Genomic DNA, 20,778 nt, shown 5'->3' on the forward strand with positions numbered 1-20,778 from the left:
CCGAGACCGCCGCGAACGGGATCGTGGTCAGCGTGCCGTTCGCCGCCGGAGCGACGTTCTGCGCGGTGGTCGGCTTCCAGGTGCCGTCCTCGGCGCGGTAGGCCACGCTCACCGACGCCAGGGTGCCCTCGGTGTTGGTGAAGGTGAGCCCGGCGACGCGGTGCGCCTCGGTGTTCGTCAGCGTGAACTCGGCGCTGCCGGCGAAGGTGCCGTCGGTCCAGGTCGACCAGGGGGTGCTCACGTTGCCGTCGCAGGCGTTCTTCGCGGGGAGGGTCGCGTACTTCGTCTGGCTGAACGACGCCGAGACCGCGGCTCCGGGGACGCGGCAGACGTTCGTCGGCGGCGCGGTGCCCCAGATCTGCACCTCCGAGACCGACTGCCACGTGTTCGCCGCGCTGGTGAGGTGCAGGCGGAGGCCCGTGGTGTCGGGCAGGGAGGACAGGTCGAGGATCGCCGTCGGGGCGGATCCGGTCGCCGCCTGGCTGAGGGTGGTGGCGACCGAGGAGGTCGTCCATGCGCCGTTCACCTGGTACTCGACCTCGATCCTCGAGGGCCAGGTGGCGGTCGCACCGTCCTTGTAGGTGCTGACCGTCACCGAGTCGAGGTTCTGCGCCGCGCCCCAGGAGAAGGAGAGGCGGCTGTCGCGCGGGTAGCCGGCCGAGGACCAGTCGTCCCAGCCCTTGCCCTTGACGTCGCCGTCGATGAGCTTGCCGACGAGGTCCGTGCGGCTCGAGACCGCGACGGACGCTCCGGGAGCGAGGTTCGCGATGCCCGGCTCCGCCACCTCGATCGTGCGGGTGAAGCGGCGGCCGGAGGAGAATCCGGCGTCGGCGGCGAGCGTGCCCGTCACCCGCACCGTGCCGAGCTCGGCGGGGCCGGGGGCGGCCCAGGTCACGGCGACGTCGCGGGTCGAGCCGTTGCTCGCGACCGAGACAGTCGAGGGGAGCGCGGCGGCGATGTCGGCGCCGCGGCGGACCTGCTTCGGCAGACGGGCGTCCACGACCGACCAGACGCCGTCGCCGACCCCCTTGTCGTCCCAGTAGGAGAGGTTCCAGCCGGATCCCCAGCGCGCCGGGTCCTCTTGAGCGGGGTTCCGCATCTCGAGGCGGCCGTTCTCGCCGACCGTCATCGGGAGCCAGACGTAGGTCGAGTCCGACTTGCCCTCGTTCCACCGGTCGCCCATGTAGACGTACTTCCCGGGAGCGAGCGTGAGGACGTTCGTCGACTGCGAGCCGAAGGTCGTCTTGCGGGAGTCGCCGATCGAGAGCAGGCCGTCGCCGCCCTCCGGGATCGCGTTGTAGGCGACGTTCTCGTCGGCGTCGCCCTTCTCGACTCCGCGGGTCCACGCGCCGAGGATCGAGTCGGCGGTGTAGTAGGTCTGCGGGTTCGGCGCCCAGCCGGTCGCCCCGGAGGCGATCGTGTAGTACTTGCCGCCGTTGGCGAAGATCGCGGGCGCCTCGAGGTGTCCGCACTCCTTCACGATCTGGAAGTCGGTGCCGCGCACCGGTGCTCCGGCCGCACCGTCGGCGAAGACGTAGGGGTAGGTTCCGTCGGCCGAGTACTGGTTCGCGTCGAGGGTGTCGGTCGTGGTGGTCCGCTCGACGTTGGTGTAGTCGGCGTCCAGCTTCGCCACGTAGAGCGAGTAGTTCTCCTCGGAGGAGTAGGAGATGTACGCGGTGCCGTCCTCGTCCTGGAAGACGGTCATGTCCCGGGCCTGCCCGGGCACGGCGGAGGTGGTGCAGGCCTTGTAGTCCGTGCGGTTGTAGAGGCGGTAGACGCCCTGGAGCGTGAAGGGCCCGGTCGGGCTGTCCGAGACGGCGACTCCCGCCATCGAGCGCGCATAGGTGCTGCCACCCGGGGTGATGCGGCCGTCGGAGTGCCACCACATGACCCACTTGCCGGTCTTCTCGTTGAAGAGGACCTTGGGGCGCTCGAAGATGGCGGTGTTCGGCGAGGCCTGCGTCGTGTCGAGGTGGTAGTCGAGCTCCGCGATGCGGTCGGCGCGAGGGGCTCCGGAGTCGTCGACGGTGTCGTAGAGCGCGTCGAAGTAAGGGGCCTCGAGGTCGGCCGGAGCCGAGACGCTGCGGAGCGCGGTGCCCTTGTTCTCCCAGTTGTGGCCGTCGGTGGAGCGGTAGACCGCGACTCCGGGGCTGTTCCAGTAGCCCTTCGTGCGGTCCTCGCCGTACCAGTACTGGACCTGCTGACCGCCCTCCTCGACGGTGACGATCTGGCCGCCGTGCGCCTGGATGTGGCGGCCGTCGGTGTCGTACCAGTAGGGCTGGAAGTAGCCGGCCGCGGTGCTGCCCGGGTCCTGGACCGCCGGGTAGTCGGTGTAGGTCACGGGCGTCGAGGTGCGCGGCACTCCGTCGTCGGGATCCGTGGCCACGGCGGCCGAGGCCGACTGCGCTCCTGTGCCCAGGAGTGCTGCGACGAGCAGCGCGGCCACCGCCGCGGCGGCCGTTCGTGGTCGAGACGTCATGCTGTGCTCCTTTGCACCGGGGACTTCGCGCATGTTCACGCAAACATCAGGCTTCCACGGGGCTCTGATGACGTCAACATCCGAATCCATTCGGTCGCCGGATACCGACGGCTGCGCGGGCCGATCCTCGCTGCTCGACCTTCCGGCGCGAACGCTCCGCCCGGTTGGAGGGCGCGCTCCGCGAACCGTCGATCATCCGATGCCGCCCGAACCGCGACCGCCCCCGGGCCGGAGGGCTCGAGGGCGATCGGACGTGCGGTGCGGCCTAGCCGCCGACCGCCTTCCGGATATCGATCTCAGGGCTGCGAGGATCTCGCGCGCTCGAGGATGGCCGCGATCACGGCGGACTTCGCCTCGGCGTAGTCGTTCCCGTCCTCCCAGCGCCGGAGGAGGAGAGACGCCTTCGTGCTGCGGTAGAGCTCGCGGTCGGCCGGGTCGGTGCGCAGCCGGTCGCGCAGGAGGAGGTACGCGTCGATCGCGGGATGACCCTCCTCGTAGATGTGGACGTGGGCGTCCCGTCCGGGCGTGCGGATGAGCCGGTGCCCGGGCTCGCGGGTGCGCAGGACGTAGCCGGCCGCGAGCAGCGGCGCGACGTGGTCCTCCTCCGCCGTGACGTCGGGCACGACGACGAGCACGTCGACGATCGGCTTCGCGGGCAGGCCCGGGACGGAGGTCGAGCCGATGTGCTCGACCCGCACGCCCGGGACGGCCTCGAGGATGCGCCGCCGGTGCTCCTCGAACACGGCGGACCACTCGGGGTCGTGCTCGTGCAGGGCGAGCTCGAGCGGCTCCGGTCCGCCGACGAGCTCGACGGAGACGACGTCGGGGCGGCGGGGGGAGCGGTGCGGAGTCACCGGGTCATCCTGCCAGGGGTGCCGCAGGGCGGGTGCGGTTCACTGGAGCGGTGAGCACCCTCCTCGTCACCGCGCACCCCGACCGCGACTCCCTCACCGCCGCCCTCGCCCGGCGGCTGCGGGACGAGCTCGGCCCCGACGGAGTGGAGACGGCCGACCTCGACAGCGAGGGCTTCGACCCGCGGTTCGGCGCGGCCGACCGGGACCGCTACCGCGGTGTCGGCCCGGTTCCCGACGACGTCCTCCGCGAGCAGCGCCGGCTCGACGGCGTCGACCACCTCGTGCTCGTCTTCCCCGTCTACTGGTGGTCGATGCCCGCGCTGCTGAAGGGCTGGATCGACCGCGTCTTCCTCGCCGGCTGGGCCTTCGACATCGACCCCGTCCACGGCACGCAGCGCAGGCTCGGCGCTCTGACCGTCCACCTCGTCCTCGTCGCGGGGGACTCCGCCGGGACCTACGAGCGGCACGGCTACGAGCAGGCGCTGCTGACGCAGATCCAGCACGGGATCATCGACTACTGCGGAGCCCGGCGCGGCGCAGCCGTCTTCGTCCACGAGTCCGAGCGCGAGGACGACGCGAGCCGCAGGGCGGCGGTCGAGGACGCGGTCGAGCGGACCGTGGAGGCGATCAGGGCTGATCCGCCTGCAGCGCTCCAGTGACGAGGGCCTGCACGAGGGTGTCGGCGTCGTAGTCCGGATCGTGGGCGGCGCCGATGCAGAGGTTGCCGATGCCCTTGAGGAGCATGTAGCCGCTGAGGCTCGACGCCGGGATCCGGGCGGGTCGTGCCGCCTCGAGCAGGTCGCCGCAGACGGGGACGAGCCGCTCCACGAAGTAGGCGTGCAGGGCGTCGGATCCGGCACTGTCGCCCTGGAGCGCACCGGCGAGGCCGTGCTTGGTCACCAGGAGGTCGACGAAGTGGGCGACCCAGGCCCGGAGGGCGGCCTCCGTGGTCGCGCTGTCGGCGAGCAGCCGTGGGCCCGCCTCCGCGCAGGCCTCGACCTGGTGGCGGTAGACGGCGACCACGAGCTCCGAGCGGGTCGGGAAGTGCCGGTAGATCGTCCCCATGCCGACGCCGGCCTCCGCAGCGATCTCGCGGACCGGCGCGTCCACGCCGGAGGCCACGAACACCGTCGCCGCGGCGGCGAGCAGAGCGTCGCGACTCGTCCGCGGTCGGCCGGGCGTGCGGGGCGCACGGTCGCTCATCGGTTCTCCTTGCTTGTCGGAGCGGCGCTCCGTAATGCCTCCGAGCGCAGCTCCACCACGTTCCGGAGCAGTGCTCCGCAATGTTCCGGAGCAGCGCTCCGACGATTGTGCCAGAGCGCCGCCACCCAGGAAGGACCCTCGTGCCCACTCCGCTCCTCGACTCGTCGACCCCCGGTGAGCACCGCCCGATGCGCGGTCCGCACGGCCGAGCGCGACCCCTCTCGATCCGTCGCGAACGGCCCGTCGTCGAGGGGCGGACGGGCCGTTCGCGACGGATGAGCGGAGCGGGTCCTGCCGTCAGCGCGGGGCGCGCAGCCCGGCGAGCGGGCCGTCGTGCAGCGGCTCCGTCTCCCAGCGGACGCGGGCGGTGCGGTCGGGAGCGAGCTCGACGTGCAGGCGGTGCGGGGTCTCGAGGAACACGACGTCGACCAGCACGCTGTCGCCCGAGGGTCCGGCGCTCGCCGCGAACGGCCCGTCGACGGTCCAGGCTCCTGCGCCGGGCGTCACGGCGAAGCGCTCGTCGCCCTCGATCAGCGCGAGCGTCCAGCCGCCCTCGTCGGCCGTCACCTCGACGGCCTCGGGCCACGATCCGACCGGCGTGTAGCTCCCGGTCGCGGGGGAGGCGCCCTCGAGCGGGCGAAGGGCGAGCTCCGACAGCCGGTCGGCCAGCCGGGCGTCGGCCTCCGCCGTGGACCCGCGGCCGACGGCGGGGAGCAGGTGCTCCCAGGCGAGCGCGAGCAGCGTCTGCGTGTCCGAGGTCTGGCCGGTCAGCGCGATCACGAGCTCGTGCTCGGGCACGATCAGGCTGAATTGCCCGTACGCGCCGTCCGCGCGGTAGCCGTGCAGCGACCGCCAGAACTGGAAGCCGTAGCCCTGCTGCCAGTCCGGTCCGCCGTCCTCGTGGGTCGGGACGTGCGCGCGGGACGCCTCGGCGACCCACTCCGGCGAGAGGATCCGCTGGTCGCCCCAGCGCCCCTCCTGCAGGTACAGCAGTCCGAGTGCAGCGGCCGCCTCGGTGGTGGCGTGCAGCCCGCTGTAGCCGAGCTCGCGCCCCGAGTCGTCGCGATGCCAGGCGACCTCGCCGATGCCGAGCGGATCGAGCAGGCGCGGGCGCAGGTAGTCGGTCAGCGACTGCCCGCTCACGCGCTGCACGATCGCGGCGGCGGCGAAGGTGCAGGGCTGGTTGTAGGCGAAGACGCTGCCCGGCTCCTGCTCCGGCGGGAGGAGGAGGAAGCCGCGCACCAGGTCGACCGGGTCCCTCTCCTCGGCGCGGTCGATCGTCTCGGCGGAGTGGCCGCTCGCCATCGCGAGGACGTGGCGGACGCGGATCGCACGCGAGCGCGGGTCGGTGATCTCGTCGTCGAGCTCGGGGAAGTACGAGAGGACGGTGGCGTCCAGATCGACCGGGCCCTCCGCGACCGCGAGGCCGACGGCGGTCGCGGTGAAGCTCTTGCTCAGCGAGTAGAAGAGGTGCAGCCGCTCGGCCGAGTACGGCGCCCACCAGCCCTCGGCGACCACGTCGCCGCCCTGCACGACCATCAGCCCGTGCAGCTCGACGCCGGGAGCGGCCTCGACCCCGTCGACGAAGGCCAGCACTCCCTCGGCGTCGACGGAGCGGGCGGACGGGGTGCTTCTCGGCAGTGAGCGCGTCATCCTCCGATGCTACGACCGGGGCGGCGCCGCCTCCGCCCGGGGGCAGGGGCGGCGCCGCCTAGGCGGTCGGCTCGGCGGGGAAGGGGCCGAGGCCGAGCAGGAAGCGGAGGATCGCGTCGGCCGGCACGCGCAGGGCGGGGCCGGAGCCGAGCTCCCACTCCGCGTCGGTCGGAGCGAGGGTGCGACCGCGGACGGCGGCGCGGATCGCGAGCGGCGCGCGCTGCAGGCGGTCCAGGGCCACCCCGCCGGTGATGCGGGAGGAGAGGGCGAGCGGCTCGGGGGAGAGGGCGAGCTCGACGCGGACGACCTCGACCAGCTCGGCGACCGAGCGGGGACCGGCGCCGGCGCGGCGAGCGGAGGCGAGAGCGGCCAGGGCCGGGGCGATCTCGGCGGCAGGGGGAGGGGAGGAGGCCTCGCGGGCGCCCATCCGCGTCGCGAGGCGCTGGCCGGTGCTGCTCGAGAGCCGCACGACGAGCTCTCCGAGCAGGGCGTCCCGGGAGACGGCACTGGCCGCCTCGCCTTCCGTGGTGGAGGGCGAGGCGGCCAGGACGGCGAGGCGGTCGAGCCTCTCGGCGACGAGGGGGCGCCAGTCGTTGCTGACGCCCGTCTCGTCGACCGAGGGCCCGGTGCTCAGCGGCAGGAACCGCGACCAGTCGGGCACGACCGCAGGGCCTAGCGTCCGCCCGAGCGGCGCTTGTTGTAGACGTCGAAGGCGACCGCGAGCAGGAGCACGAGGCCCTTGACCGCCTGCTGCCACTCGATGCCGATGCCCATGATCGACATTCCGTTGTTCAGGACGCCGATGATGAGGCCACCGATGATCGCGCCGCCGATGGTGCCGACGCCGCCCTGGACCGCCGCGCCGCCGATGAACGCGGCCGAGATGGCCTCGAGCTCGAAGCCGTCGCCCGCCTTCGGGCCGGCGAGGTTGAGTCGCGCGGTGAAGACGAGGCCGGCCAGCGCCGCGAGGACGCCCATGTTGACGAACAGCCAGAAGGTGACGTTGCGGGTCTTGATGCCGGACAGCTCCGCGGCGTGCAGGTTGCCGCCGATCGCGTAGACGTGGCGGCCGAAGACGGAGCGGTTCATGACCACGCCGTAGATCAGGACGAGCACGGCGAGCACGATCAGGGTGACCGGGATGCCCTTGAAGGTGGCCAGCGCGAAGGAGAAGGCCGCGATCACGACGGAGACGAGGACGAGCTTGGTGACGAACCAGGCGCCCGGCTCGACGCTCTGCGCGTACTTCTGGCGGCCGCGGCGGGTGCGCACGGACTGCACGGCGAAGGCGACGATCGCGAGCGCGCCGATGACGAGCGACAGCGGGTCGAGGTCGGTCTCGCCGAACAGGTCGGTGAGGAAGCCGTTGCCCAGCGCGCGGTACTCGGTCGGGAAGGAGCCGATGTTCGCGTTGCCGAGGACGACGAGCGCCAGGCCGCGGAAGATCAGCATGCCCGCCAGGGTCACGATGAACGCCGGGATTCCGACGTAGGCGATCCAGAAGCCCTGCCACGCTCCGACCAGGGCGCCGATGAGGAGGGAGAGGATGATCGACAGCCACCACGGGAGACCCATGTTGACCGCGAAGACGCCGGAGATCGCTCCGACGAACGCCGCGACCGAGCCGACCGAGAGGTCGATGTGCCCGGCCACGATGACCATCACCATGCCGATGGCGAGGATCAGGATGTAGCCGTTCTGGACGATCAGGTTCGAGATGTTCTGGGGGCGGAGGAGGATTCCGCCGGTCATCACCTCGAACAGCAGCACCACCACGATGAGGGCGATGAAGATGCCGTTCTTGCCGAGGTCGCCCAGCACATGGCTGAGGCGCTTCGTGAAGGCGTTCTCGGTGGGCTTCACCTGCGCACCGGCCGCGGTGGACGGTTCGTTCTGCAGATCGGTCATCGTTGCTTCTCCTGGGTCATGAGGGTGAGGACCGCCTCGGGCGTCGCCTCGGCGATGGGCAGCTCGCCCGTGATCCGGCCCTCCGACAGCGCGTAGACGCGGTCGCAGATGCCGAGCAGCTCCGGCAGCTCGGAGGAGATGACGATGATCCCCTTACCCTGCGCCGCGAGCCGGTTGATGATGGTGTAGATCTCGTACTTCGCACCCACGTCGATGCCGCGGGTGGGCTCGTCGAGGATGAGGACGTCCGGGTCGGAGTAGATCCACTTCGACAGGACGACCTTCTGCTGGTTGCCGCCGGAGAGCTTCCCGGTCTTGGCGAGCACGGTCGGCGACTTGATGTTCATGCTGCCGCGGTACTCGTTGGCGACCTCGAACTCGCGGTTGTCGTCGACGAGTCCGCCGCGGGCGACCTTGTCGAGCGACGCGAGCGAGATGTTCCGCTTGATGTCGTCGATGAGGTTGAGGCCGTAGTGCTTGCGGTCCTCGGTCGCGTAGGCGAGCCCGTGGGCGATTGCCTCCGAGACGTTGCGGATCTTGATCTCCTTGCCGGCCTTGAAGACCTGGCCGGAGATGCGGCTGCCGTAGGAGCGGCCGAAGAGGCTCATCGCGAACTCGGTGCGCCCGGCGCCCATGAGCCCGGCGATGCCGACGATCTCGCCGCGGTGGACCGACAGGTTGACCTTGTCCACCATGACCCGGGACGGGTCCTGGGGGTGGTGGGCCGTCCAGTCGACCACGCGCAGGATCTCCTCGCCGATGTGCGGCGTGTGGTCCGGGTAGCGGTGGTCGAGGTCGCGGCCGACCATGTCCTTGATGATGCGGTCCTCGGTGACGTCGTCGTGAGCGATCGTCTCGATGGTCTTGCCGTCGCGGATGACCGTGACGGTGTCCGCGATCTTCTTGATCTCGTTCAGCTTGTGGCTGATGATGATCGACGTGATGCCCTGCTCCTTGAGGTGCAGGATCAGATCGAGCAGGTGGTCCGAGTCCTCGTCGTTCAGGGCGGCGGTGGGCTCGTCGAGGATGAGCAGCTTGACCCGCTTGGAGAGCGCCTTCGCGATCTCGACGAGCTGCTGCTTGCCGACTCCGATCTCCATGATCTTGGTGGTCGGGTTCTCGCGCAGACCCACGCGGGCCAGCAGCGCCGCCGCCTCCTGGTTGGTCTTGTTCCAGTCGATCAGGCCGCCGAAGCCGCGCACCTCGTTGCCGAGGAAGATGTTCTCCGCGATGGAGAGGTAGGGGCTGAGGGCCAGCTCCTGGTGGATGATGACGATGCCCTTCGCCTCCGAGTCGCGGATGCTGGAGAACTGCATCACCTCGTCCTCGAAGACGATGTCGCCCTCGTAGGTGCCGTGCGGGTAGACGCCCGACAGGACCTTCATCAGCGTCGACTTGCCGGCGCCGTTCTCCCCGCAGATCGCGTGGACTTCGCCGCGCTGTGCGTTGAGCGTGACGTCCTGGAGCGCCTTCACGCCCGGGAACGTCTTGGTGATGCCGCGCATCTCGAGGATGTTCGAGGTCACGCCGCCTCCCTTCCTTCGTAGTGGGGGAGGGCGCCCAGTGGGCGCCCTCCCGGGGTGTTCCTTCTCGGGTGAGGAGAGAGGACTAGCCGTTCACTTCCGCGTCGGTGTAGTAGCCGCCGTCGACGAGGACGGACTGGATCTGGTCCTTGGTGACGATGACCGGCTCGAGCAGGAAGGACGGGACGACCTTCTTGCCGTTGTCGTAGGTGTCGGTGTCGTTGACCTCGGGCTCGGTGCCCTCGAGCACGGCCTGGGCCATCTTCACGGCCTCCTTGGCGAGCTCGCGGGTGTCCTTGTAGATGGTCGCGTACTGCTCGCCGGCGATGATCGCCTTGACGGAGTCGAGCTCGGCGTCCTGACCGGTGATGATCGGGAAGTCGGAGCCGACGGTGTAGCCGGCGTCGGTCAGAGCCGAGATGATGCCGCGGCTGAGGCCGTCGTAGGGCGAGAGGACGCCCTGGACCTTGGAGCCGTCGGAGTACGTCTTGGTGAGGATGTCCTCCATGCGGCTCTGGGCGACCTCGCCGTCCCAGCGCAGCGTGGCGACGGTGTTGAAGTCGGTCTCGCCGGACTTCACGACGAGCGTCTTGTCGTCGATGTACGGCTGGAGGGTGTCCATCGCGCCGTTGAAGAAGAACGTGGCGTTGTTGTCGTCGGGGCTGCCGGCGAACAGCTCGACGTTGAACGGGCCGGCGGGGGCGTCGGCGGCCTTCGCGCCGGTGAGGTCGGTGAGACCGAGGCCCGCGAGGAGCGAGGTGGCCTGCTGGACGCCCACCTTGTAGTTGTCGAACGTGGCGTAGTAGTCCACGTTCTCGGAGTCGCGGATGAGGCGGTCGTAGGCGATGACGGGGATGTCGTTGGCCTTGGCCTCCTCGAGCACGCTCGTGAGGGTGGTGCCGTCGATCGAGGCGACGATCAGGGCCTTGGCGCCCTTGGTGATCATGTTCTCGAGCTGCGAGACCTGGGTGGGGATGTCGTCCTCGGCGTACTGCAGGTCGACCTTGTAGCCGGCCTCCTCGAGCTGCGACTTGACGTTGTTGCCGTCAGCGATCCAGCGCTCGGACGACTTGGTCGGCATCGCGACGCCGACGAGGCCGCCGTCGCCGGATCCCGAGCCCGAGCCGCCACCGGTTCCGGAGGAGCAGGCGGCGAGGGAGAGGATCATCGCTCCGCCGGCGATGCCGGCGATGAGAGCGCGCTTCATTGTGGTCACTGTGATTCCTTCGTCATTGAATGCAGTGGATGCAGGGCCGCCCTCGGGATCGGGGCGGAGATGTGATGCCATGTGAGCGATCACATTGCGTCATGCTAGACCCGACGGCGCCGTTCGTGTCAACGCGCACGTCTCGACTCGGTAACGGGACACCGGCGGCCTCGCATACCGCGTCGTCCGCTCCCCGACCGCTCGTGTCAAGGGTCCCCGGCCCCGGAAGGGAGCCGGAGCCGTCGGCGTTGCGTTCAGCACTGTCGAAAGGACGCACACCATGACGAAGACCTGGTTCATCACCGGCGCCTCGAAGGGCTTCGGCCGCGAGTGGGCCGAGGCGGCGCTCGAGCGCGGCGACTCGGTCGCCGGCACCGCCCGCCGGATCGAGACCCTCGACGCCCTCGTCGAGGAGTATCCGGACACGTTCCTCCCGCTGACCCTCGACGTGACCGACCGCGCGGCCGGCTTCGCCGCTGTGCAGGCCGCGGCCGAGCGGTTCGGCCGGCTGGACGTCGTGATCAACAACGCCGGCTACGGGCACTTCGGCATGATCGAGGAGCTCACCGAGGAGGAGGTCCGCGCGCAGCTCGAGACCAACGTCTTCGGCGCCCTCTGGATCACCCAGGCCGCGCTGCCGATCCTCCGCGAGCAGGGCTCGGGCCACATCGTCCAGGTGTCGAGCATCGGCGGCATCAGCGCGTTCCCCTCGATCGGCGCGTACCACGCGTCGAAGTGGGCGTTCGAGGGCTTCACCCAGTCGCTGGCCGCCGAGGTCGCCGGCTTCGGGATCCACGTGACCCTCGTCGAGCCCGGCGGGTACTCGACCGACTGGTCCGGTCCCTCCGCGTCGCGCAGCGAGCCGATCGCCGCGTACGACGAGGTCCGGGAGGCAGCGAGCCGACGCCCCTCCGCCGCTCAGCAGGGCGACCCGCGGGCCTCGCGCCTCGGGATCCTCGCGGTCGTGGACGCGGACGAGCCGCCGCTGCGGATCTTCTTCGGGCGCGCGCCGCTGGGCATCGCGACGGCGGACTACGAGTCGCGCCTCGAGACCTGGAAGCGCTGGAACGACGTGTCGATCGCCGCTCACGGCGAGTGATCCCGGGCGGTCGCGGCGCGAGGGCGTCGCGGCCGCCGGTCAGCGCGAGGCGGTGACGCTCGCGCTCCGGGGGACGGCCGTGGATCCGCGGACGACCAGCTGCGGAGCGATCGGCGCCGCCTTCTCCGGCCGGTCGCCCTCGATCAGGCTGAGCAGCGCGGCCACGCACCGGCGTCCGAGCTCCACGAAGTCCTGGCGGACGCTGGTCAGCGGCGGCCAGTAGAACGCCGCCTCGGGGATGTCGTCGAAGCCGATGACGCTGACGTCCTCCGGCACGCGGACCCCGCGCTCGTGGAACGCGCTCATCAGTCCGAGCGCCATCTGGTCGTTCCCCGCGAACACCGCGGTGAAGTCGAGGAAGCGCGAGAGCTCGAGGCCCACGCGGTGGCCGCGCTCGGCGCTCCAGTCGCCGAGCAGCGGCGGGCGCAGCGGGATCGAGCGGTGGTCGAGCTCGGCGAGGTAGCCGCGCATCCGCGCCTCGGCCTCGATCCAGTCCTGCGGGCCGGCGAGGTGCACGATCTCGGTGTGCCCGAGGTCGATCAGGTGCCCGGTGGCGATGCGGGCGCCGGCCATCTGGTCGACGTAGAGCGCGTCGTCGCGGTCGTCCTCGCTCGTCTGCAGCGTCACGTGCGGGATGCGCAGCGCGACTCCGGAGAGGATGTCGAAGACGCGGATCTGCGGGGCGACGACCACGAGGCCCTCGACCGCCTGGTTGAGCAGATGCCGGATCCCGGCCTGGATCGACGCGCCGTCGGTGCCGTCGACGTTGGCCGTGACCACGAGGTAGCCCGCGTCGCGCGCCGCCACCTCGATGGCCTGGATGCTGGAGGCCGGACCGTACTGCAGGCTCTGCGAGGACAGCACGCCGACGGTGCGGGTGCGGCTGGTGACCAGTGCCCGTGCGGCGAGGTTGGGGCGGTAGTCGAGCTCGGCCATCACCTCGAGCACGCGCTTCTTCGTCTCGGCGCGGAGGCTCGGGTGGTCGTTCAGGACGCGGGAGACGGTCTGGTGCGAGACGCCGGCCGCGCGGGCGACGTCGTAGATGCTCGGCGCCCGCGACGCGGGCTTGTCTTCCGGCATCGGGGCACCGCGGCTCTCTGTGATCGGCGCCTCCGACGCAGGACCGGGGCGCCCTCACGGGCGGCTCGCCCGTCCGCGGGCGCGTGTGAGCACACTTTACGTCCCTCGGCGCGGGGGCCTGCACACCGACGGAACCTCGACGGCTCGGACGGGGTGCCGCTCCCGGATCGGCCGGACGTTCCGGCGCCGCTGGTGCGGGCGCGCCGGAACGGCGCGATCCGCGCTTCCGCCCGGCGGTCGTCGCAGCGGGTGGTCGCCGCGGTCGGGTCAGCCGTCGAAGACCTCGGCCGAGGCGGAGGCCGCATCGGAGCGGAGCGCGGCGACGAGGTCCTCGGGACAGTCCTCGAAGGCCGTCCTCTCCGGACCGGGAGGCGTGTGCGCTCGGACGTCGACGACGGATCCCTGGGGCGCGACGGCGTCGGGCGATCACAGGCGCCGCCCTGCGGTCCGGGGTACTTTCCCGCGTGTGAACGACAGCGACGAGAAGTCCGGGAGAGGCTGGCGCATCGATCTCGGCGAGCCGCCGGAGAGCGTGTCCGGCGATGTCGTCGACGCTCTCGATAAGGTGTCCGCGGAATTCGCGGCATTCCGGAGCGGGACTTCCGGCGAGGGCGGAGAAAGGGCCGCGGCCCTCCGCGGAGCCGCCCGACTCGGGGCCGGAGAGCACCGGCTCGCCGTCGCCTCGGGGCTGACGCGGGAAGGCGTCCGCGCCTTTCTCGCGGGGGGATGATAAGCCGTCGGAGAGGCGGTTTCCCCGTGCCTCGACGAGCCGGCGCCGAAGGAAGAGAAAGGCCTCGAGAAGGCGCGGCATCCGGAGAGATCGGAGACGACGAATGGACGACGAGGAGTGGGCTCGGTACCTTCTCGCGATGGAGCGCCGAGCACCGACGAATCAGGACGGGGCGGCCGCGGAACGCCGTGACGCGATGCTGGCGGCCGTCCTGCGGGAGCTCGACGCGGTCGATCCGTACGGACTCGAGCCGGGTCGCGAGGACGGCGCTCCCCGCGACGAGCACGCGTCTGAGGCGGCCCCGATCGCGAGCATCCTCCTGCGCCGAGGACGGATCACCGGCGAGGAGCTCGACTCCGTCTGGCGGTTCTGGTTCGGCGAGCCGCTGAGCGCCCTGCTCGGCGACGGCTTCGCCCCGCTCCTGGCGCGGCTCGACCGGCTCGCTCCTCCCTCGGCGGAGGACTGACGGGCGTCGGCTCCCGGCGGCGGACCGGCCGCGGTCCCGGCGTCCCGGGTCGCTCCGCCTAGCTCCGCTCGCGGAAGAAGCGGATGAGCTCGCGCAGGGCCGGGAGCGTCGCGCTCTCGGCCTCGGCGTCGTCGAGGTCGTCGAAGGAGGTGCGGAGCCCGGCGGCGTCGGCGTCGGCGGCGGACTCGAACGCCATCGACCACTCCGGGAACAGCCGCTCCCGGATCGGCTCCTCGAGGAGGGTGCGCAGCTGCGCGTGGCGCTCGTCGGCGGCGATGACGGCCATCCGCTCGCGCAGGACCTCGTCCGGCCCCTCGAGCACCTGGAGGAATCGGCCGTCGCGGTGCAGGAGCATGCCGGTCAGGCCGAGGCGCTCGTTGTTCGCGCGGCACTGGGCGAGCAGCGCGGGGAGGTCGGCGTCCGTGAAGCCGGCGGAGGTGCGGCTGGAGTAGACGAGGGAGAGCATGGCGTCCGTTCCGGGTGGGGGAGGCGGGCGCCTCCGCTCCCAGTGGACCACCGACAGCGCCTCCCGCACGGCCACTTCCGCCGGCGGCGGCGGGCTGCTAGAGCTAGCCGACCGTGATCGGAGCGGCGGACGGACGGGTGCCCTGCCGCATCCAGACGAAGAACCCGACCAGGGTGAACGCGCCGTAGAAGACGTACATCAGCCCCGACGCGTAGTAGCCGGCCGAGAACAGCAACGGCACGCCGACCAGGTCGACGGCCACCCAGATGAGCCAGAACTCGGTCCAGCCCTTCGCCATGCCGTAGGTGGCGAGGACGGAGCCGACGAAGATCCACGCGTCGCTCCAGACCGGCTCGTAGGAGCCGAGCGCGCGGAACACCGGGGTCAGCACCGCGGTGCCGCCGACCATCCCGAGCACCAGCAGGCCGCGGGTGCGCCACGACGCCCAGCGCGGCTCGATCAGGGTGGTCGAGTCGTCGGGGCGGTGGGTCCACCGGTACCAGCCGTAGACGCTGACCAGGATGAACATCACCTGCCGCCCGGCCTGGCCGAGCAGGTTGACGGGGTTCGGAGTGCCGAACAGGGCGCCCATGAAGACCGTGAACAGCAGCACGTTGCCGATGAGGCCGACGGGCCAGGCCCAGACCTTCCGCCGCATCCCGCCGAGGGCGCTGAGGAGCCCGAAGACGTTGCCGATGACCTCCCGCCAGAGGACGGTCTGCTCGCCGATGACGATCTGCGCGTCGAACAGCCAGTGCACGAGGTCCACGAGGCCTTCTTCCTGAGTCGGGGTGCCGGGTGGTGCAACCCTGCCCCATCCCGGGCCATTCCCGTCGCGGGCTGATGAGGGCGCCGCGCTCGGACCACGCTGGATCCCGCTCCGGGGCGGGGAGCGCGACCGGCGACCCGCTGTGCCGCCGCGACCGTAGGCTGGCGGGATGACGTCCCGGGTGCGACTCCTGCTGGCCTCGTCGCACCCCGGGCCGACCGTGACGGTCACCGTGCTGGCGACCGTGATCGCGGCGGCGTCCGGGCATCCGCTCGGGCAGGTCGTGCTGGTGGCGCTCGCCGTGCTGCTCGGGCAGCTCTCGATCGGGCTCGCGAACGACTGGATCGACGCCGACCGCGACCGCGCGGTGGGGCGCACGGACAAGCCGGTCGCGCAGGGGCTGATCGGCGTGGGCGCCGTCCGCATCGCCGCACTGGGGACGGCCGCGGCCGCCGTGGTGCTCTCGCTGCTGCTCGGACCGGTCGCCGCGGTCGCGCACCTGGTGCTGGTCGCCGCGGGCTGGGCCTACGACGCGGGGCTCAAGCGCACGGTCTGGTCGGTCGCTCCCTTCGTGGTCGCCTTCGGGCTGCTGCCGGTGGTGGCGGTGGCGGCGGGCGACGGCCGGGTCCCCGCCTGGTGGGCGATCGCGACCGGCGCCGTGTTCGGCGTCGCGATCCACTGCACGAACGTGCTCCCCGACCTGGTCGACGACGAGGCCACCGGGGTCCGCGGCTTCCCCCACCGCCTCGGCCTGCGGCTCTCCGGAGTCGTCGCCTTCGGGTCGCTGGTGGTCGCCGCGCTGCTCGTGCTCGTCGGACAGCTCGTCGGCGACCAGCCGGTGCGCGGGACGGGCGTGGTGCTCGCGGTGATCGGGACCCTCGCGGTGGTCGTGCTCGCCGCGGCGGGCATCCGCCTGGTGCTGACCGGCCCGCCCACGCGCACCCTGTTCCGGCTGGTGATCGCGGCCTCGCTCGTGCTGGTGGTCGAGCTCGGGCTGGCGGGCGCGCGGCTGGTCGGCTGACCGGCCGCCCTCAGGACCAGCGCATCGCGTAGACGCGGGCGAGCAGGTCCGAGGTCGGCAGGGCGAGGGCGGTGCGGAGGAACGCCTCGCGGCCGCGGTGCGCGAGCGTGCCGAGCGGGCGTCCGAGCGCCATGTTCGCCTCCGCCTGCCGCGCCGCGCGCCGGGCCGCGGTGGTGCGCCGCCGGGCGAAGCCGGGCCAGGGGCCGGCCTCGCCGCGGCGCACGACACCGGCCAGGAGGGGGGCGAGCTCGGCGGCGTCGAGCCAGCCGAGGTTCATGCCCTGCCCGCCGATCGGACTGATCTCGTGCGCGGCGTCGCCGATGAGCACGACGCGGCCGACGCCCATCCGCTCGGCCTCGCGGCGCCGCACCTGGAATCCGCTGAGCATCGTGCACGTCTCCGGGTCGGCGTCGGCGCCCGTCCGGTCGCGGACAGCGGCGGCCAGGGCGCGCGCGGCCTCCTGGTCGGGGGCCTCCTCGGGCCGCCAGGCGGGGGCGCCGAGGGAACGGTCCGGGCCGCTCAGGGCGACGTACCGGCGCCGACCGCCCGGGAGCGGGAAGGACTCCACCACTCCGGCCGGGCCGACGTCGACCAGCGCGGTGCCGGTGAGACCGCCGGGCTCGGGGTCGGCGAAGTCGCCCATCACGTAGCGGTCCGGGTAGTCGCGGCCGGTGGTGCGGATCCCGAGCAGATCGCGGACGGTGCTGCGTGCGCCGTCGGCTCCCACGACGAAGGCGGCGCGGACGGAGACCGGCTCGCCGCCCGGTCCGGTGCCGGTCGCCTCGACGGTGGAGCCGCGACGGAGCAGGCCGGTCAGCGCGACGCCGGGGCGCAGCGCGTCCGGGGCCGCCGCCTCGAGGCGCTCGCGGAGGATCGCCTCGGTGCGGTGCTGGTCGAGGGTGACGACGTAGGGGTGCGTCGCGGAGGCGCGCGCGAACGAGAGCGTGCCGAGCGTGCGGCCCCGGCTGCGCGCGACGCCCTCGCGGACCCGGGTGGCCTCGGCCAGCACGGGAGCATCGGCCCCGATCGCGGCGAACGCGTCGAGCGACGGCGGATGGATGCCGATCGCCCGCGAGCCGCGCGGCACCGAGGAGCGCCGCTCCCACACCTGCACGTCCACTCCGGCCCGCGCCAGGAGCGCGCCGAGCAGGAGTCCGACCGGACCGCCGCCGACCACGAGCACGTCCGTCTCCGCTGTCACGGGTCGAGCCTAGGGAGCGGCGGCGCGGCGGGCGAGGGGGTGCGCTCGACCGCCGCGCGTGCTCAGGGTGCGAGCGGAGGCGTCAGAGCGCGTCGACGGCGGCGAGGATCTCCTCGGTCTCCGTGCGCGTCGTGTAATCGACGTGCACGTCCGCCGTGCGGACGATCCGGTCGACGTCGACGACCAGGACGGTCGGGTACGGGACGGCCGGGGTGTCGTCGGCGTTGCTGTCCTTCACGGCGAAGCCGAGCGCGGTGTGCGCCTCCTGCGCCTCGCCGCTGGGGGCGGTGACGATGCCGAGAGCGCTCGCGAGCGTGTTGCCGGGGTCGGAGACGACGGTGAAGCCCAGGTCGCCGTTCGCGACCGCCGCGCGCGACCCGTCGGGGGTCTGCGGGCTGATCGCGACGAGGGCGACTCCGCGCGACGCGAGCTCGGGGGCGAGGGTCTCGTTGTAGTGCTTGAGCGTGATGTTGCAGTACGGGCACCAGGCTCCGCGGTAGAAGACGAGGACGGCCGGGCCCGCGCCGAGGACGTCCGCGAGGTCGACGGTGTCGCCGTCGACGGTCACGACGGAGGCGGCGGGAAGCGCGTCGCCGGCGGTGACGGCTCCGCTCGGGGCGCCGGCGGCGACGAGGTCGTCGCGCTCGCCGGAGAAGACGGCGGCGAGCTCGGGGCCGACCGTGTCGTCGAAGCCGACGGTGAACTCGTCGAGCTGGGTGCGGACGGAGGTGCTGGTCATCGGAAGTCCTTCGGTCGTGACGGTCGTGGTCCCCCGTCCGGGAGCCTAGGCACGCGGGGGACCGGGCGCCGGGCGCCCGTCACGCGGCGTCACACGACGGCCGACGCGTGTCGGCCGGCGTGCGTGGGGCCCGGCCCCGTCGCTCCGTCAGTCCGGGGCGACGACCAGCTCGCCGCCGGCGGAGCGCGAGACGCACGGCATGATCCAGCGGTCCTGCTCCTCGGGGGTCAGCACCAGGTCGCGGTGCTCCGCCGTCCCGCCGACGAGGCGCAGGCGGCAGGTGCCGCACGTGCCCGACTCGCAGGAGGAGTCGACGTCGATCCCGGAGGAGCGGAGCGCGGTGAGGAGCGAGCGGTCGGCCGGGACCTCCACAACGGCTCCGGTCGGCTCCCAGACGGCGGCGAAGGGGACGGCCCGGTCGCCGACGGCGTCGACGCCCGCGAAGTCCTCGACGTGGATCCGGCTCGGGCGCCAGTGCATCGTGAGGGCGAGGACCTCGTCGATCAGCGCGGACGGACCGCAGCAGTAGATCCGGGTGTCGTCGTCGGGCTCGGCGACGAGCGGCCAGAGGTCGAGCCGGCCGTGGATCGCACTGTGGTGCACGAGGGAGCCGTCGGCGGAGAACTCGTCGAGCCACGCGGTGTCCTCGGGGGTGCGGCTGAGGTAGACGACCTGCACGGCCGATCCCTGCGCCCGGAGCTCGGCGGCCATCGCGCGGATCGGGGTGACCCCGATCCCGCCGGCGATCAGGAGGTAGCGGGCGGCGGGCCGGAGGGCGAAGGTGTTCGCGGGCGGCGCGGAGGAGAGGACGTCGCCGACGCGGACGTCGTCGTGGAGGCTCCGCGATCCGCCCCGGCCCCCGGGCTCCCGGCGCACCGCGATCGCGTAGTGCGACGGCTCCGAGGATCCCGGCTCGACGAGGCTGTAGCTGCGGCGCTCGCCGGAGGGGGTCGTGAGCGTGAGGTGCGCGCCGGCCGAGTAGCCGGGCAGCGGGGCGCCGTCCTCGCTCCGCAGCACGAAGCGGGTGACGGCCGAGGTGAGCGCCTCGCGCTCGGCCACCACGAGCGGCAGCTCAGCCACGGAGCACCAGCTCGTCGCCCACGCCGAGCGTGCCGCCGTCGAGGACCTCCGCGTAGACGCCGAGGAGCTCGTGGCCGTAGGTCTCGTGCAGCAGGCGAGGGACCGGCAGGTCGCGCCGACCGGTGCCCGGCTCGACCTCGGTCGCGGCGCACCGCTCGGTGGCCTTCGTGATCCGCAGCCGCAGCCCGCCCGCGGTGAGCTCGCGCCCGAGCAGCTCGAGCTCGCTCCACGCGGGCAGCCCCTCGAGGTGGATGTTCCCGCGGAACCGCAGCGGATCGACGCTCCGGCCCGTGCGCTCGGCGAGGTCGCGGACACTCGCCAGGTTGATCAGCGAGACGTACTCCATCTCGACATCGGAGTTGTGGGCCGTGTCGGTGTAGCGGCGCCCCGCGTCCTGGGCGATCACGGGCTCGACGCCGGGCGGCAGGTCGAGCACGCGGGCGGCGAAGGAGCGCAGTGCGGCCCGGCCGTCCTCCGCGCCGAGGTCGGCGGAGAGGACCCGGTGGCCGCGGACGTCGACGGTGAGCACTCCGCTGCCGGGGTCGAGGTGCGTGGTCAGGCCGGCGAGGCGCGCCTCGGCGACGAGCACGAAGTACTCGCGCTTGGAGATGCCGTGCCGCATGCCGGGCCGGTAGGCGCCGCCGGGGCGGGCGAGGGCGATCGTGCGGTCGAAGGGGACGCCGCGGCCGGCGGTGAGCTCGACGCGGGGGAGCGGCTGCGGGGTCAAGCCCTTCACCGGGTAGACGAAGAGGCCGTCCACGCGTGTCGTCATGCCCCCATCCTGGCGCATCGCCGGGGAGCCGGCAGGGCCGTCGCGGCGCAGCGGAGCGCGAGGGACGGACGCGGCGCCGTGCGGATCCTGCGAGGGCGGGCGGAGGGATCCCCTCCGGCGGGCCTCGTCAGTACTGGAGGGAGAGGCCGACCAGGGGCGGGACGACGAGCGCGCCCAGCTCGACGATCGCGACGCTCGCGCCGACGCCGAGCGTGACGGCCGAGAGCAGCCGGGCGCGGTCCTTCCGCGCGACGCCGATGACGCCGACGATCGCGGTCGCCGTCGCGAGCACGAGCATCGTGACCCCGAGGGCGGCGAAGAGCGCCCCGATCTGCGTGGTGTCGAAGCCGCCCTGGAACGCGAGGACCGGGATGGCCGTGGTGAGCGCGGTCCGCCCGATCTGCGCGAGGACGAGGACGATCGCGAGGACGAGGCCGACGAGGCCGACGACGTCGCGGGGCCGGGGCTGGGGGGCGGGGACGGAGGCGGTCACGCCGTCGAGCCTAGAGGCGGGCGCGGCGGCGGGGC

21 protein-coding genes are annotated in these 20,778 nt (G+C 72.4%); 5 read left to right on the forward strand and 16 right to left on the reverse strand.

The genetic code is table 11. From position 1 onward, the window contains the following. Positions 1–2,479: family 43 glycosylhydrolase (locus tag C5C69_RS15515; RefSeq protein ID WP_104258271.1), on the reverse strand; the 2,479-nt coding region annotated here is incomplete at its 3' end. A 296-nt stretch (positions 2,480–2,775) separates the two neighbouring features. Next, positions 2,776–3,333, reverse strand: coding sequence for a GrpB family protein (locus tag C5C69_RS15520; RefSeq protein WP_104234503.1), 558 nt, complete (start codon positions 3,331–3,333; stop codon positions 2,776–2,778). Between the two features lie 50 nt (positions 3,334–3,383). Here C5C69_RS15520 and C5C69_RS15525 point away from each other — a divergent pair, with 50 nt between their 5' ends. After that, entirely contained in the window at positions 3,384–3,992 is a 609-nt protein-coding gene (locus tag C5C69_RS15525; protein ID WP_104234504.1) for an NAD(P)H-dependent oxidoreductase, read from the forward strand. Here the strand turns inward: C5C69_RS15525 and C5C69_RS15530 are convergent. The 6 genes from C5C69_RS15530 to chvE all read right to left on the reverse strand — a co-directional run bounded on the left by C5C69_RS15530 (position 3,961) and on the right by chvE (position 10,827). After that, entirely contained in the window at positions 3,961–4,536 is a 576-nt protein-coding gene (locus C5C69_RS15530; protein WP_104234505.1) for a TetR/AcrR family transcriptional regulator, read from the reverse strand. The genes C5C69_RS15525 and C5C69_RS15530 overlap by 32 nt on opposite strands. A 297-nt stretch (positions 4,537–4,833) precedes the next feature. Next, the gene (locus C5C69_RS15535) at positions 4,834–6,189 is read right to left on the reverse strand and encodes a serine hydrolase (protein WP_104234506.1); all 1,356 of its coding nucleotides are present in this window, start codon (positions 6,187–6,189) and stop codon (positions 4,834–4,836) included. A gap of 58 nt (positions 6,190–6,247) precedes the next feature. Continuing rightward, complete coding sequence (locus C5C69_RS15540; protein WP_104234507.1) at positions 6,248–6,850, reverse strand: hypothetical protein; 603 nt, start codon at positions 6,848–6,850, stop codon at positions 6,248–6,250. 11 nt (positions 6,851–6,861) lie between these two features. After that, positions 6,862–8,097, reverse strand: a complete 1,236-nt coding sequence (gene mmsB / locus C5C69_RS15545; RefSeq protein WP_104227395.1) for a multiple monosaccharide ABC transporter permease — start codon at positions 8,095–8,097, stop codon at positions 6,862–6,864. Next, positions 8,094–9,623, reverse strand: a complete 1,530-nt coding sequence (mmsA, locus tag C5C69_RS15550) for a multiple monosaccharide ABC transporter ATP-binding protein (RefSeq protein ID WP_104234508.1) — start codon at positions 9,621–9,623, stop codon at positions 8,094–8,096. Before mmsA ends, mmsB begins: the two co-directional genes overlap by 4 nt. 82 nt (positions 9,624–9,705) lie before the next feature. Then, on the reverse strand, positions 9,706–10,827 hold the full coding sequence (chvE, locus tag C5C69_RS15555) for a multiple monosaccharide ABC transporter substrate-binding protein (protein ID WP_104227397.1): 1,122 nt from the start codon (positions 10,825–10,827) through the stop codon (positions 9,706–9,708). 280 nt (positions 10,828–11,107) lie between these two features. Between chvE and C5C69_RS15560 the strand changes: the two genes are divergently transcribed. Further along, on the forward strand, positions 11,108–11,926 hold the full coding sequence (locus C5C69_RS15560; RefSeq protein ID WP_104234509.1) for an SDR family oxidoreductase: 819 nt from the start codon (positions 11,108–11,110) through the stop codon (positions 11,924–11,926). A 39-nt stretch (positions 11,927–11,965) separates the two neighbouring features. Here C5C69_RS15560 and C5C69_RS15565 read toward each other — a convergent pair whose 3' ends face one another. After that, a complete protein-coding gene (locus tag C5C69_RS15565) occupies positions 11,966–13,006 on the reverse strand; it encodes a LacI family DNA-binding transcriptional regulator (RefSeq protein ID WP_104234510.1) in 1,041 nt (346 codons plus the stop codon). A 466-nt stretch (positions 13,007–13,472) separates the two neighbouring features. Here C5C69_RS15565 and C5C69_RS15570 point away from each other — a divergent pair, with 466 nt between their 5' ends. Next, positions 13,473–13,736, forward strand: coding sequence for a hypothetical protein (locus C5C69_RS15570; RefSeq protein WP_104227400.1), 264 nt, complete (start codon positions 13,473–13,475; stop codon positions 13,734–13,736). A 139-nt stretch (positions 13,737–13,875) separates the two neighbouring features. After that, positions 13,876–14,202 carry a hypothetical protein gene (locus C5C69_RS15575; protein ID WP_146080968.1) on the forward strand — a complete coding sequence of 109 codons (327 nt, stop codon included), beginning with the start codon at positions 13,876–13,878 and terminating at the stop codon, positions 14,200–14,202. 58 nt (positions 14,203–14,260) lie between these two features. Here the strand turns inward: C5C69_RS15575 and C5C69_RS15580 are convergent, their stop codons facing one another. Beyond that, positions 14,261–14,668, reverse strand: a complete 408-nt coding sequence (locus C5C69_RS15580; protein ID WP_104258270.1) for a BLUF domain-containing protein — start codon at positions 14,666–14,668, stop codon at positions 14,261–14,263. Between the two features lie 103 nt (positions 14,669–14,771). After that, positions 14,772–15,437 (reverse strand): nicotinamide riboside transporter PnuC, encoded by a 666-nt coding sequence (gene pnuC, locus C5C69_RS15585; RefSeq protein WP_104227403.1) that lies wholly within the window; start codon positions 15,435–15,437, stop codon positions 14,772–14,774. A 169-nt stretch (positions 15,438–15,606) separates the two neighbouring features. Between pnuC and C5C69_RS15590 the strand changes: the two genes are divergently transcribed. Further along, complete coding sequence (locus C5C69_RS15590; protein ID WP_104234513.1) at positions 15,607–16,458, forward strand: UbiA family prenyltransferase; 852 nt, start codon at positions 15,607–15,609, stop codon at positions 16,456–16,458. A 10-nt stretch (positions 16,459–16,468) separates the two neighbouring features. Here C5C69_RS15590 and C5C69_RS15595 read toward each other — a convergent pair whose 3' ends face one another. The 5 genes from C5C69_RS15595 to C5C69_RS15615 all read right to left on the reverse strand — a co-directional run bounded on the left by C5C69_RS15595 (position 16,469) and on the right by C5C69_RS15615 (position 20,743). Further along, positions 16,469–17,659: an NAD(P)/FAD-dependent oxidoreductase gene (locus C5C69_RS15595; protein ID WP_104234514.1), complete on the reverse strand. Its 1,191-nt coding sequence runs from the start codon at positions 17,657–17,659 to the stop codon at positions 16,469–16,471. A gap of 82 nt (positions 17,660–17,741) precedes the next feature. Further along, positions 17,742–18,398, reverse strand: a complete 657-nt coding sequence (locus C5C69_RS15600; RefSeq protein ID WP_104234515.1) for a peroxiredoxin-like family protein — start codon at positions 18,396–18,398, stop codon at positions 17,742–17,744. Between the two features lie 147 nt (positions 18,399–18,545). Further along, the gene (locus tag C5C69_RS15605) at positions 18,546–19,478 is read right to left on the reverse strand and encodes a PDR/VanB family oxidoreductase (RefSeq protein ID WP_104234516.1); all 933 of its coding nucleotides are present in this window, start codon (positions 19,476–19,478) and stop codon (positions 18,546–18,548) included. Beyond that, positions 19,471–20,250, reverse strand: a complete 780-nt coding sequence (locus tag C5C69_RS15610) for an MOSC domain-containing protein (RefSeq protein WP_159939649.1) — start codon at positions 20,248–20,250, stop codon at positions 19,471–19,473. Before C5C69_RS15610 ends, C5C69_RS15605 begins: the two co-directional genes overlap by 8 nt. A gap of 127 nt (positions 20,251–20,377) precedes the next feature. Next, positions 20,378–20,743, reverse strand: coding sequence for a hypothetical protein (locus C5C69_RS15615; protein ID WP_104234518.1), 366 nt, complete (start codon positions 20,741–20,743; stop codon positions 20,378–20,380). Positions 20,744–20,778: the final 35 nt, after the last annotated feature.

The sequence above is a fragment of the Rathayibacter sp. AY1C7 genome (assembly GCF_002931865.1).
Classification (GTDB): domain Bacteria; phylum Actinomycetota; class Actinomycetes; order Actinomycetales; family Microbacteriaceae; genus Rathayibacter.

Excerpts from the sequence above, each read along its gene's own strand:
- C5C69_RS15530 (WP_104234505.1), bottom strand. The coding sequence starts at position 4,536 with ATGAGCGACCGTGCGCCCCGCACGCCCGGCCGACCGCGGACGAGTCGC.
- C5C69_RS15535 (WP_104234506.1), bottom strand. The coding sequence starts at position 6,189 with ATGACGCGCTCACTGCCGAGAAGCACCCCGTCCGCCCGCTCCGTCGAC.
- mmsB (WP_104227395.1), bottom strand. The coding sequence starts at position 8,097 with ATGACCGATCTGCAGAACGAACCGTCCACCGCGGCCGGTGCGCAGGTG.
- chvE (WP_104227397.1), bottom strand. The coding sequence starts at position 10,827 with ATGAAGCGCGCTCTCATCGCCGGCATCGCCGGCGGAGCGATGATCCTC.
- C5C69_RS15560 (WP_104234509.1), top strand. The coding sequence starts at position 11,108 with ATGACGAAGACCTGGTTCATCACCGGCGCCTCGAAGGGCTTCGGCCGC.
- C5C69_RS15565 (WP_104234510.1), bottom strand. The coding sequence starts at position 13,006 with ATGCCGGAAGACAAGCCCGCGTCGCGGGCGCCGAGCATCTACGACGTC.
- C5C69_RS15575 (WP_146080968.1), top strand. The coding sequence starts at position 13,876 with ATGGAGCGCCGAGCACCGACGAATCAGGACGGGGCGGCCGCGGAACGC.
- C5C69_RS15580 (WP_104258270.1), bottom strand. The coding sequence starts at position 14,668 with ATGCTCTCCCTCGTCTACTCCAGCCGCACCTCCGCCGGCTTCACGGAC.
- C5C69_RS15590 (WP_104234513.1), top strand. The coding sequence starts at position 15,607 with ATGACGTCCCGGGTGCGACTCCTGCTGGCCTCGTCGCACCCCGGGCCG.
- C5C69_RS15600 (WP_104234515.1), bottom strand. The coding sequence starts at position 18,398 with ATGACCAGCACCTCCGTCCGCACCCAGCTCGACGAGTTCACCGTCGGC.
- C5C69_RS15610 (WP_159939649.1), bottom strand. The coding sequence starts at position 20,250 with ATGACGACACGCGTGGACGGCCTCTTCGTCTACCCGGTGAAGGGCTTG.